12 protein-coding genes are annotated in these 12,806 nt (G+C 56.7%); 11 read left to right on the plus strand and 1 reads right to left on the minus strand.

Features of this window, described 5'->3' with window-relative positions; genetic code table 11:
* The first annotated feature begins 42 nt into the window (after nt 1–42).
* From JS530_RS06770 to mltG, 11 genes are all read left to right on the plus strand, one after another.
* The gene (locus JS530_RS06770; RefSeq protein ID WP_214376430.1) at nt 43–2,679 is read left to right on the plus strand and encodes an ATP-dependent helicase; all 2,637 of its coding nucleotides are present in this window, start codon (nt 43–45) and stop codon (nt 2,677–2,679) included.
* 240 nt (nt 2,680–2,919) lie between these two features.
* A complete protein-coding gene (locus JS530_RS06775) occupies nt 2,920–3,318 on the plus strand; it encodes a DUF4418 family protein (protein ID WP_214376431.1) in 399 nt (132 codons plus the stop codon).
* Between the two features lie 11 nt (nt 3,319–3,329).
* Entirely contained in the window at nt 3,330–4,547 is a 1,218-nt protein-coding gene (locus tag JS530_RS06780; RefSeq protein ID WP_214376432.1) for an ABC transporter permease, read from the plus strand.
* Nucleotide 4,548: 1 nt separating this feature from the next.
* Complete coding sequence (locus JS530_RS06785; RefSeq protein ID WP_214376433.1) at nt 4,549–5,397, plus strand: ABC transporter ATP-binding protein; 849 nt, start codon at nt 4,549–4,551, stop codon at nt 5,395–5,397.
* Nucleotides 5,398–5,599: 202 nt separating this feature from the next.
* Nucleotides 5,600–6,226 carry a 30S ribosomal protein S4 gene (gene rpsD, locus JS530_RS06790; protein ID WP_214376434.1) on the plus strand — a complete coding sequence of 209 codons (627 nt, stop codon included), beginning with the start codon at nt 5,600–5,602 and terminating at the stop codon, nt 6,224–6,226.
* 106 nt (nt 6,227–6,332) lie between these two features.
* Nucleotides 6,333–7,007 carry a histidine phosphatase family protein gene (locus JS530_RS06795; protein ID WP_214376435.1) on the plus strand — a complete coding sequence of 225 codons (675 nt, stop codon included), beginning with the start codon at nt 6,333–6,335 and terminating at the stop codon, nt 7,005–7,007.
* A 51-nt stretch (nt 7,008–7,058) separates the two neighbouring features.
* Nucleotides 7,059–7,442, plus strand: a complete 384-nt coding sequence (locus JS530_RS06800; protein WP_214376436.1) for a DUF948 domain-containing protein — start codon at nt 7,059–7,061, stop codon at nt 7,440–7,442.
* Nucleotides 7,442–7,678, plus strand: coding sequence for a hypothetical protein (locus tag JS530_RS06805; RefSeq protein ID WP_214376437.1), 237 nt, complete (start codon nt 7,442–7,444; stop codon nt 7,676–7,678). The genes JS530_RS06800 and JS530_RS06805 overlap by 1 nt, the downstream gene beginning before the upstream one ends.
* A gap of 131 nt (nt 7,679–7,809) precedes the next feature.
* Nucleotides 7,810–10,491 carry an alanine--tRNA ligase gene (alaS, locus tag JS530_RS06810; RefSeq protein WP_214376438.1) on the plus strand — a complete coding sequence of 894 codons (2,682 nt, stop codon included), beginning with the start codon at nt 7,810–7,812 and terminating at the stop codon, nt 10,489–10,491.
* Nucleotides 10,492–10,496: 5 nt separating this feature from the next.
* Complete coding sequence (gene ruvX / locus JS530_RS06815; protein WP_214376439.1) at nt 10,497–10,970, plus strand: Holliday junction resolvase RuvX; 474 nt, start codon at nt 10,497–10,499, stop codon at nt 10,968–10,970.
* A gap of 11 nt (nt 10,971–10,981) precedes the next feature.
* Complete coding sequence (gene mltG / locus JS530_RS06820) at nt 10,982–12,166, plus strand: endolytic transglycosylase MltG (protein ID WP_214376440.1); 1,185 nt, start codon at nt 10,982–10,984, stop codon at nt 12,164–12,166.
* A 129-nt stretch (nt 12,167–12,295) separates the two neighbouring features.
* Here mltG and JS530_RS06825 read toward each other — a convergent pair whose 3' ends face one another.
* A complete protein-coding gene (locus JS530_RS06825; RefSeq protein ID WP_214376441.1) occupies nt 12,296–12,766 on the minus strand; it encodes a peptidase A24 in 471 nt (156 codons plus the stop codon).
* Nucleotides 12,767–12,806: the final 40 nt, after the last annotated feature.

Consider the following 12,806-nt stretch of genomic DNA (forward strand, 5'->3'; position numbering starts at 1 on the left):
CCGCGCGCGTTCATCACGGTAGGTTGTCAAGGGGAGAGCATCATGTTCGATGAGCCGGAAGTCATTGCGCGCAGCGCCCAGGAACTGGTAGGTGATCTGAACCCGCAGCAATCCGAAGCCGTGCAGTATCGTGGCCAGGCGCTGCTGATCGGCGCAGGCGCAGGCTCTGGCAAAACCCGTGTGCTGACCCGCCGCATCGCTTGGATTTTAAGCCAGTTCGGTGCATGGCCGAGCCAGGTGCTCGCCATCACCTTCACCAACAAGGCAGCCGCCGAGATGCGCGAACGACTGGGCTCCCTGATCGGCCCGGTGGCGCAGCGCATGTGGGTTTCCACTTTCCATTCCGCTTGCGTGCGTATCCTGCGCCGTGATGGCAAATCCATCGGGCTGAAGTCAGGCTTCTCCATTTATGATTCCGCCGATTCCGAACGCCTTGTCAAAATCATCGCCACCGAATTCAACTTGGATATCAAGCGATACACGCCGCGTTCTATTCTCGGCCATATTTCCGATTTGAAGAACAACCTCACCGGTTGGAAGGAATATCTGGCCCTGCATGCCCCGGACTTCACTCCCGGCCAGCGCGGCTACCAATTCGGCACCGTAGGTGACCTTGAAGCCATCTATGCGGTGATTTACGCCGAATACGAACATCGACTGGCGCTCGCCAATGCCGTGGATTTCGATGACCTGATCGGGCGGACCGTGGAACTGCTGCGCTCCGACCCGCAGGTGGCCGAGTACTACCACCATCGTTTCCGCTACATTCTGGTCGATGAGTATCAGGACACCAATCATGCGCAGTATGTATTGGTGCGCGAACTCGCCGGCGTCGATACCGGCGAACGCAGCGTTCCGGGCGCTCCGAACGCCGGTAAGACAGGCCCGGCGTGGATTACCGTGGTGGGTGATTCCGACCAGTCCATCTACGCATTCCGCGGCGCGGACATCCGCAACATTCAGGATTTCGAGCAGGACTTCCCGAATGCCAAAACCATCATGCTGGAACAGAACTATCGTTCCACGCAAACCATTCTGGACGCCGCCAATGCCGTAATCAGCAACAATGAAGGCCGCAAGCCGAAGAAACTGTGGACCGCGCTCGGCAAAGGCGAGCCGATTGTGGGCTATGCAGCGGACAACGCCCAGCAGGAAGCCCAGTGGGTTGCCAGCGAAATCGCGCGACTGCACGCCGAAGAATCCATCGCCTACTCGGATATGGCCATCATGTACCGAGCCAACGCACAGTCCCGCTCGCTGGAAGAGGCATTGATCAACGCAGGATTGCCATACCAGTTGGTCGGTGGCACCAAGTTCTACGAGCGTCGTGAAATCAAGGACGCCTTGGCCTACCTGCAGGCATTGGTGAATCCCGATGACGACGTGAATCTGCGCCGTATCCTGAATGTGCCGAAGCGCGGCCTGGGCGATCGAGCCGAGGGAATCCTGCTCGCCTATGCGCGTGAACATGGCACGAGCTTCTTCTATGCGTTGATGCACTTGGACGAGATTCAGAACATTCCAACTCGTACGGCAAACCAACTCAAAGCATTCCGCGAACTCATGGGTGCACTTTCGCAATTCACCCGCGCGCATGACAATAAGCCAAGCGAAGTCGTTGCCGAAGTGTTGGAGAAGTCGGGGCTCAGGGCGGAACTGGAGAAATCCGTCGATCCACAGGATGCCTCGCGTCTGGAAAACCTCTCCCAGCTGCAATCCACCGCAGCTGAATTCGAGCAGAACACGCCGGACGCCACGCTGTCCGCTTTCTTGGAAACGACCGCTCTGGTGGCTGACTCCGATCAGCTGCCTGGTGAAGCCGAGGATTCAGGCAAGGTGACACTGATGACCTTGCACACCGCCAAAGGCTTGGAGTATCCAGTGGTGTTCCTGACCGGTATGGAACAAGGCACATTCCCGCATTCGCGCTCGATGGAAGACACCACCGAATTGCAGGAGGAGCGTCGACTCGCATACGTGGGCATCACCCGCGCCAAGCGCCGTCTGTATGTGACTCGTGCCGCCGTGCGTTCGCAGTGGGGACAGGCCGCGGACATGATGCCGAGCCAGTTCCTCGATGAGATTCCTGCCGAACTCATCGATTGGAAGAGTAAGGACGCCGGTGTGGAGCGCATGCGTTCAAGTTGGCAATCCGATGGCGATGGCTTCTCCGATGATTTCGGCGGCTGGGATGACGATGATTTCGGCGGTACCACGTTTGGTGGAACCTCGACATTCGGCAGCCGTGGTTCGGGATCCTCGTATGGTTCACGCTCGCGTTACGGCTCCTCATATGGCTCGGGTTCATCATCGTATGGCTCAAGGTCCTACGGTTCCAGGTCTTCCTATGGCTCCAGCTCCTATGGGTCACGTGGCTCGGGGTCTTCCTCCTATGGCTCCCGTTCCGGCTCATCTTCGGATTCCTACGGCCATACGCGCGGCGGCAAGGTGACGACCCGTCATACCACGCCAAAGACCTCTGCTTCGGCGGCCAAGAAAGACAATGGTCTGAATGCCGCTGATTTCGCCATCGGAGACAAGGTGGTTCACGATAAGTTCGGCCTTGGCACAGTCATGGATATTCAAGACAAGGGCATCAAGTCGGTGATTACCGTAGACTTCGGCTCGGCCGGAGTCAAGCGCCTGATGCTGCGCGTAGCGCCTATTGAAAAGCTCTGATGAGCTTTCAATAGGCGCCCGTCGAGGCAAGCCTCTCCCTTCGGCTACAGGCAGTCCACTGGACTGCCTGCTTCACGCCTCAGCTATTGAAAAGCTCTGATGAGCTTTCAATAGGCGCCCGTCACGGGCGATAGCAGAAAAGGGAACAAAAAACAAGACTTGTTTTTCTGCTTACGGCATGGGCATAATGCGAAGGTTGTGCTCGCGAACCCCGCCTCAGGGGAGAGAAAGTAAGAGAAAATGAAGAACAAGCTGTTTGCATCCGTTCCCAATATTCTGCTCGGCCTGCTGATCGCCGTTGCCCCGCAGACTTTCGCCCACGCCTGCATCGGCCATGATATGCCGGGCGCATGCCACTACTCACAGCAGGCCGCCACCGGTATCGGCGTGGTTATTCTCGTGCTTGGCACCGTCGCTCTGTTTGTCAATCATCAGATTCGCGTCGGTTTGAATATTGCGGCCATTGCTAATGCATTGCTGCTGCTCGCGGTGCCGACCTTCCTTATCGGCGTATGCAAAGGTGCCATGATGCACTGCCGCATGGTTATGCTGCCTGCGCTTATTGTGCTTGGCGTGCTTACGATGGTGTTCGCGGGCATCGCCATCTGGCTTGACTCTCGCTCCACTGCGCGCGGCTGAAAGAGCCAACCATGCATTCCGTAATCACATTACGTGGACTGCCATATGAGAATCTCAAGCGTAAGCCATTGCGCACGGCAGCATTGCTCACCATTGTCACTGTCCTGTCGCTGACGTTCTTTGGCGGAACCATGCTGACGATGAACCTCAATACAGGCATGACCAGCATGGAACAGCGCCTTGGCGCCGATCTTATGGTCGTGCCGCAGAACACCGCGCAGCAAGCGGAAGCTTTACTAACCAACGGCAGTCCAAGCACGTTTTATTTCACTACCGATATTGCGGACACAATCAAGAGCGCCGATGGCATCGAACAAGCCAGCGAGCAGACCTACATATCATCACTGGCTGCTGCTTGCTGCGATGAAAAACTGCAGATTATCGGATTCGATCCCGATTCCGACTTCGTTATTGAGCCTTGGATTGCTTCCCAATTTGATGGCACACTTCAAGACGGACAGATGATTGCCGGAGCCAACGTGAATGTGTCTGTTGACGGCACTATTGAACTGTATGGACGTGATTGGCCAGTCGTCGCTCAGCTTGCCAACACCGGTACCAATCTCGACAATTCGGTGTTCATCAATACAGCCACTGTGCCTCAGATGGTGTCTGTTTCATCGAAGATGACCAAAAACAGTGCGTTCGCCAAGAATGCCGATAAAGCTGTTTCGACCGTACTCATCAAAGTGAAGCAGGGATATGATGCGCAGACGGTGGCTGACAACATCAAACATCTTGATTCCCGTTTTTCCGATTTGGGCTATGTGTATCCAGGCGGTATCACTGCCACTACGAAAAACTCGCTGAACGCACTGGTCTCCTATCTTGCAGCGTTTGTGTCTGCTATTTGGGCGATGGGTGTGATTGTGCTGCTTGCGGTTTTCACCTCGTCGGTGAACGAACGCAAACGTGAATTTGCATCGTTGCGTATCATGGGTGCCACTCGCGGCATGTTGAATGCGATTATCGTGAAGGAATCGATAATGATTGGGGCATCCGGTGGCGTTGTCGGAGTCGGGCTGGCCAGCTTGATGATTTTCCCATTCAGCTCGCTCATCGGTACGCAACTGCAACTGCCGTATCTTCAAGCTGGACCCATCGCGATTATTGGGTGTGCGGTAGTGACTCTTGTTTGCTCCACTGTCATCGGCATTGCTGGATCGATGCTGACTATGTGGCGGTTAAGCAAGCCGGAAGCATATCTCACCTTGCGGGAAGGGGACTGACATGGCAAGTACTTCCCATTTGCTTGTGCTTTGCGAAGTGACCCGTCAGTTCATTCGCCGTGGCAAGCCGTTCAACGCCGTAGATCATGTGAATCTTATTGTTGATGAAGGCGAATTTATTGCAGTCGTTGGCCGATCCGGCAATGGTAAAAGCACATTGATTAATATGGTCGCTGGACTGATTCGCCCTACTTCAGGATCAGTGACCGTCGATGATCGCAATGTGGCCGCTCTCTCGGACAATGAGCTTTCCAGGCTCAGGAACCGCACTCTCGGTTTCGTGACCCAAGGTCATACTCTGTTGGGTAACCTGACGGTGCTGGACAATGTGATATTGCCGGCCACAATGTTCCCCGATCCTTTGCCGTTTGCCTGCGATGGTGAGGACGAGGTTTCCGAAGAAGGTCAGTCATTATCCGATGGTGAGGCGTTGGCGGCTGATTCCAGCCTGCCGGACACCATTGTCCCCTTTGCCGATGATTCCGGCGCCAAGTCAGCGGATGCGCAGAATATTCAGGCCGGTCAGAGGCGTGCGCTGATTTCTCGTGCACAAGACCTGCTGAACCAGCTTGGCATCGCTGATCTGGCGGATAGTTACCCGCGCGAGCTGTCCGGAGGAGAGATGAGGCGCGTATCCATCGCTCGTGCGTTGATGAATCAGCCGAAATTGCTGATTGCTGATGAGCCGACCGGCGATCTTGACCAAGAGAGTACTGATATTGTGATGCGTCTGCTCAGGGCTCAAGCCGACAATGGCATGGCGATTCTTATGGTCACTCATGATCCTGATGCTCTCGCATGGGCGGACACGGTATATCGCATGGATGCTGGAGTGCTGTCCAAGGTATAGGTGTATCATTGCCTGCTGGTGTCTGCTGTACGGCAGATGCCGTCTGGAGTCATAGCCCATCAACGGGTCGGTGGATGTGTTCGTATGAGTGCAGCCATTCGTGAGCAATCACGACGAAGCGTTGGAGAGGCCCGACTCAGCGTGCGGCGTCAGTAGTGAAGTCGCGCGTTCCGTTCAAATAACGACAGAAGGATTAATCCAAATGACGAACGTTCAGCGTTCTCGCCGTCAGGTGCGCCTTTCCCGCGCCCTCGGCATCGCACTGACCCCTAAGGCTCAGCGCATCTTCGAAAAGCGTCCGTACGCTCCTGGCGAGCACGGCCGTGACCGTCGCCGCACCGAATCCGATTACGCGGTGCGTATGCGCGAAAAGCAGCGTCTGCGCGCTCAGTACGGCGTCTCCGAGAAGCAGCTTCGCGCCGCTTACGAGAAGGCCACCCGTACCGCAGGCCAGACCGGTAACGCTATGCTGGTCGACCTCGAAACCCGTCTTGACAACCTGGTGCTGCGTGCCGGCTTTGCCCGCACCACCGCTCAGGCTCGCCAGTTCGTGGTGCACCGTCACATCCTCGTTGACGGCAACGTTGTGGACCGCCCGTCCTACCGCGTCAAGCCCGGCCAGACCATTCAGGTCAAGGCTAAGAGCCAGACCATGGTTCCGTTCCAGATCGCCGCTGAAGGCGTGCACCGCGATGTGCTGCCGGCGGTTCCTGGTTACCTCGACGTGAACCTTGCCTCCCTGAAGGCCACTGTGACCCGTAAGCCTGAGGTCGAAGAGATCCCGGTGCAGGTCAACATCCAGTACGTGGTCGAATACTACGCCCGCTGATCCGGGCCCCTCTGGTCAAAACAATCCAGGACATACCGCTCGAACCCCGCGCACAACTGCGCGGGGTTCCTGCGTTCTGGAGTCCAATGGGCGTAGCATAGACGCTATGATTCTTCATTTGCATCTGGTTCGCCACGGACAAACCTATTTCAACCGATACAATCGCCTGCAAGGCTGGTCCAACTCGCCGTTGACCGAGTCAGGCATCGCCGACGCTGCCAAAGCGGGGGAAAAGCTCAAAAACCTGACGTTCGCTGCAGCCTATTGTTCGGACACCACTCGAGCCCAACAAACCGCGGAAACGATTCTTGACATCAACGAAGCTGCCGGCAATCCGCGTCCAGCATTGGTTGCGGACATGCATTTCCGCGAACAGTTCTACGGTTACTACGAAGGCCTTGACATGGCCATGGCATGGTATGCCGCCGGTGCGCCACATGGCGCAAAAACCTATAACGAGATCGTGGAACGATTCGGTCTTGGCGCATCGCGCGACTTCCTCAAAGAAGCCGACCCGTTTCACGATGCGGAATCCGATCAGGAATATTGGACACGTGTGGAAGGCGCGTTCAGGCTCATCGCCAGTAATCCCGATCTACACGACGGCGACGATATACTGCAGATTTCCCACGGCAATACGTTGCTCAGCTTGGCTCACCGGTTCGGTGGCCCTGATCTTGATTTGAGTGAACGCCCCGCAAACGGTTCCGTGACGGTGATCGATTTCGATACCGATAAGCCGTTCAATGAGGCCGTAACCATCATTTCCTATGGGAAATAGAGCGCAAGTGCTACTCTTGTGCGAGTATATGTGACCTCAAGGAGGCAACAAATGGGAGTCGGAGAGATCGCTGGCCTGATTGCGGCCATCGCGTTCGCAGTATTGGCCGGTTTCATGATCTATCCGCTGATTAGGCTCGGCAGGATGTTCGACCAGATTGCGCTGACGGTTAAGGAATCAGGCGAACATGCCATTCCAGCGTTGGATGAGAGTGTGACCACCGTACAACAGGTGAACAAGTCCCTTGAGGACGTCAACCGTATTTCCGCTGCAGCATCCACCACAGCCAATAATGTTGGCGCACTGACCGATTTGTATGGCTCCTTCCTGGGCAAGCCCGTCATCAAGATTGCATCCGCCATCTACGCGCTGAAGTCCACCGCCCAGTCCTTCATCGCCAAGAACGCTGGTGACAACGCTCAGAAGGGGGAGTGATGTTCAAACGCATCTTCTGGGTCGCAGTCGGTGTGGGCATCGGCATCGTGACCGTTACTAAAGCGCAGGCGTATGTGAAAGCCAACACGCCTGATGCTGCCCGCCAGTTTTTGCTGGGGCCAGATCAGTCCAACGTGCCGATGAGAACGCTTGAAGGCCTGGTCAAGGAATTCAACGAGACCCGTCGAGCCCGTGAGGCTGAGCTCAACAATAGATACAACGTGCAAGCCGACTGAGGGGTTTACCTCAATCGCCGAGAATCCTCAAACCGCGGTCAGTACCACGTACTGCACGGATTAATCAAGTCTTTCCAATTTAATGCCAAGGCGTTATTACGCCCAAAATCAAACAAGGAGTACATCCCGACATGCGCACTGCGGAAATCGCAAAGCGATACCTCGATTACTTCGCCAAGCATGACCACCTCGTCGTGCCTTCGGCGTCGCTGATCTCCCCGAATCCCACCACGCTGTTCACCATCGCAGGCATGGTGCCGTTCATCCCATACCTGATGGGTGAGCAGACCCCGCCGAAGCATCGTATGGCCTCCAACCAGAAGTGCGTGCGTACCCTTGACATCGACGAGGTCGGCAAGACCACGCGTCACGGCACCTTCTTCCAGATGCTTGGCAACTTCTCCTTCGGCGACTACTTCAAGGAGGAGGCTATCCACTATGCATGGGAGCTGCTGACCACCCCGCAGGATCAGGGCGGTTACGGTTTCGACCCCGAGAAGCTGTGGATGACCACCTTCACCGACGATGACGAGGCCCGTTCCCTGTGGATCAACGAAGGCGTGGACCCCGAGCATATCCAGAAGATGGGTATGGAAGACAACTTCTGGACCACCGGTGGCCCCGGCCCTGGCGGCCCGTGCTCCGAAATCTACGTTGATCGCGGTCCGGAATTCGGTAAGGAAGGCGGCCCGATCGCCGACGAAAACCGTTACATCGAAATCTGGGATCTCGTGTTCGAGAACTATGAGGTCGATAACGTCAAGTCCAAGACCGACCTGCATATCGTTGGCGAACTTGAGAACAAGAACATCGATACCGGTGCTGGTCTGGAACGTCTTGCCTACCTGCTGCAGGGCAAGAACAACATCTACGAGACCGATGAGGTCTTCCCGGTTATTGCCGCCGCCGAGCAGCTGTCCGGCCTGAAGTACGGCGAAAACGAGGAAGCCGATGTACGCTTCCGTGTGGTGGCCGACCACGTGCGTTCCGCGCTGATGATCATGTCCGACGGCGTGCGTCCTTCCAACGTCGGCCGTGGCTACGTGTTGCGCCGCCTGCTGCGTCGTACCGTGCGCTCCATGCGTATGCTCGGTGTGACCGATCCGGTGCTGCCCACTCTGTTCCCGACCTCCAAGACTGCCATGGAAGCCAGCTACCCGGAGCTCAACGACACCTTCCATGAGGTGTCCGAGTCCGCATATGGTGAGGAAGACGCTTTCCGCCGCACGCTGGAAACTGGTACCACCATTCTTGACGTGGCCGTGAACAAGGCCAAGCACGACTCCTCCGAGCCGACTGTGACCGGTGAGGATGCGTTCAAGCTGCACGACACCTACGGCTTCCCGATCGAGCTGACCCTTGAAATGGCCGCCGAGCAGGGTGTGAAGGTCGATGAGGCCAAGTTCCGCGAACTGATGGCCGAACAGAAGTCCCGCGCCCGCGCCGATGCGCTGAAGAAGCGTCACAACGTGGACCTGTCCGTCTACGACGACTTCAAGAAGACGCTGGCCAAGCCGATTGACTTCCTCGGCTACACCGACATGTCCGCTCGTGCCAAGGTGATTGGCATTATGCAGGAGGGCAAGGGCTCCGTGCCCGCCGTGACCGGCCCGGCCAACATCGAGGTCATCCTCGACCGTACCCCGTTCTATGCGGAGGCCGGCGGCCAGCTTGCCGATCAGGGTGAGATTCTCTCCGATGATGGCGCCGTGCTCGAAGTCGACGATGTGCAGAAGCCCATCAAGGACCTCATCGTCCACCAGTGCCGCCTGACCGAAGGCACCCTGGTGGTCGGCGCCGAGGTGAACGCCAACATCGATCTGAACCGTCGTGGCGCCATCGCCCGTTCCCACACCGCCACCCACATGGTGCACAAGGCACTGCGCGAGGAGCTTGGCCCGCAGGCCACCCAGCGTGGTTCCGAGGATGCTCCGAACCGTCTGCGCTTCGACTTCCAGTGGTCCAAGGCCCCGGCGAAGTCCGTGATCTCCGCAGTCGAGGAGCGCGTGAACGACAAGCTGCGTGACAACCTTGCCGTGACCACCAAGGAAATGAAGTTCGATGACGCCATCGCCCTCGGTGCCATGCACCTGTTCGGCGAGAAGTACGGCGACATCGTGCGCGTGGTCTCCATCGGTGAAGACGGTTGGAGCCGCGAGCTGTGCGGTGGTACTCACGTTGACCACGTCGGCAAGATCGGTATGGTGAACATCCTTTCCGAAGCTTCCATTGGCCAGGGCGTGCGTCGTGTGGATGCCGTGGTCGGTCAGGGCGCTTACGACTTCAACGCTCGTGAACATGCACTGGTTTCCCAGCTTTCCGATAAGCTCAACGCCCGTCCGGACGAGCTTGCCGAGCGAATCAACACGCTGCTCGCCAAGCTCAAGGAATCCGACCGTCGTTTGGCCGCCATGTACGAAGGCCAGTTGGCTGCTGCCGTACCGGCACTCGTCGCCGATGCAAAGGCATCCGACGCTCCGGTCAAGGCCGCGGTCAAGAACGTTGGCCACTTCGGCACCTTCGACGCGCTGCGCAAGACTGTGTTGGATATCCGCGGTCAGCTTGGCGAGGATGCTCCGGCCATCGTGGCTCTCGCCGGTGTGAACGAGGATGACAAGCCTATGGTGGCCGTGGCCACCAATGAGGCCGCCCGCAAGGCCGGCATCAAGGCCGGTGATTTGGTGCGCGGCGCATCCAAGATCCTCGGCGGTGGCGGCGGCGGTAAGCCAGACTTCGCCCAGGGCGGCGGTGCTGACGCATCCAAGATCGATGAAGCGCTCGAAGCTCTGACGCACGAGGCACAGAAGGCCTGACGCCTGTGGTGTGGTTAGGCGTTGATTTGGGTAATGCTCGGATCGGACTGGCACTGTCCGATCCCGAGCTTACCTTTGCTCACCCGGCAGGCGATATCTATGTTGCCGGGGACTATTTCTTTGCTATCGACGATGTGCTCGACGTGATTGAAGACGAGCATGTGACCCATGTGGTTGTGGGTCTTCCCTTGCAGATGGACGGCACCGAAGGCAAAAGCGCTAAAAAAGCGAAACGGTGGGCTGACAATCTGCGCAAGCGTCTGCAGCAGATTCAGGACGAAGCGCAGACGGACAATGATGCATTAGCGGAACATTGCAACATACAGGTATCATTGGTAGACGAGCGGTTGACTACGGTCAGTGCCCATCGCCAGCTGTTCGAGGCGAACAAATCCTCGAATAAGCACAGGCCTCTGGTCGATCAGCAGTCGGCAGTGGTGATTTTGCAAACGGCACTCGACCGTGCCGGGAAACAATGAGGTACGGGTTCATGTCAGACGATATTCATGATTTCTTTGACGAAAACACGCATTGGGTCGAGCAGGGGACCGGATCTTTGAACGGTGGCAGTGAGCCGCCGCGTCCACCTAAATCTCGCAGGGAGATGCGCAAGCGTCGCAAAGCGCGCAAGCAGAAACGATTCGGCATGCTCATCGTCATTATTGCGGTGATTGCATTGGTCGTCGGTGGCGGGTTTTTCGGTGTGCGCAAGCTGCATGAGATTCGTGACAGCCGTAATCAGGAGAGCGCGGCAGTCGCGGATTATCCGGGGCCTGGCTACGGCGAAGTGACCTTCACCGTCAAGGAAGGCCAAGGTGCCGTTGAAGTCGCGGATGCGTTGGTGAAGGCCGATGTCATCAAATCCGCTGCCGCATTCACCAGTGTGGTCGGGGCCAATGATGCGAAACTGTATCCCGGCACCTTTACCCTGAAAAAGCATATGGCTGCAAGCGATGTGCTGACGGTGCTTTCCGATAGTTCCAAAGCTGCCGGATTCCTTGAAGTCAGGCCAGGTGAACGCGTCAGTGCCGTTATCAGCGACGCTGTCTCGCTATCCGGCATTGCGCAAAGCGAGTTCGATACCATCATCAACAACAAGGGCGATGGCATACTCCCGGCGGAAGCGAACGGTAGCTTCGAAGGTTGGCTGGAACCCGGCACCTACAATGTCAAGGGCATGGGTAGTGCATCGGACATTATGAAGGCCATGGTCGATAAGCGAATCGCCAAGCTGGATGATCTGGGAGTGCCGACCGGTGCCGATCGCGAAAAGATCATGATTATTGCGTCCATTGCCGAAGCCGAGGTCAACAAGGCCGACTACTACGGCAAGGTGACGCGTGTAATCGAAAACCGACTTGATCAGGACATGGCACTGGGCATGGATTCCACCGTGGCCTACGGCAATAATGTGAAGCCGGGCGATGTCACCACCGCGATGATTCAGGACGATTCCAATCCATACAACACGTATGTGAATAAAGGATTGCCGCCTACACCGATCAGCAATCCCGGTGACAACGCCATTGAAGCGGCGTTGAACCCGGAGAGCGGCGATTGGTTGTACTTCTGCACGGTGAATCTTGATACCGGTGAAACCAAGTTCGCCACTACCGCGGAAGAACATGATAAGAACGTCGCCGAGCTGCGTCAGTGGCAGGCGAACAATCAGTGATTCGCCAGTGATACTCGAACAAAAGCGCCTTCCTCGTAAGGAAGGCGCTTTTGCATAGTGTCATAGTTTCTCAGTTGCATGCATATATGCAGCAGATACATGTGCATGCGATGATACTGGCTGCGGATCTTACAGAATCCAATTCAAAGCCAGAGCGATTATTGCCGCAATAAAAATCACCGGCACATAGGGCACTTTGCCATCGCCGTCAGTGTCTGACTGTTTGAATAAACGAGTCCCGCACCAGATCCATAGGAGACCACAAACGCCCATGGCCAGCCACCAGAGCACCACAGTGGAAAGTCCAAACATGCCGACTGCAAGTCCCGCGGGAATCAGTGCGGTCACATCACCGAACCCCAAAGAGCGTGGCACAATCAGTGCCAAAGCCAGCTGAATCAGGCAGCAGAGCAGCGTAAACAGCAGTGCCTGCACCAGTACGAATAAATCATTGGTGATCACGCCATAGACGAACACGGCAATCAGTTGCAGTAGAGCGCCCACACCGACCCAAGGCAGGGGAACTCGCCTCATTCGCATGTCTTCGATGGACAGTGCAAGCTCACATAGCAGACCGGGAAGAGTGAACAGGTATGGCATGACTTACCATTATCCCCTAGTTATTGACCATTAGGCATGA

The sequence above is a fragment of the Bifidobacterium colobi genome (assembly GCF_018555455.1).
In the GTDB taxonomy this organism is placed as follows: domain Bacteria; phylum Actinomycetota; class Actinomycetes; order Actinomycetales; family Bifidobacteriaceae; genus Bifidobacterium; species Bifidobacterium colobi.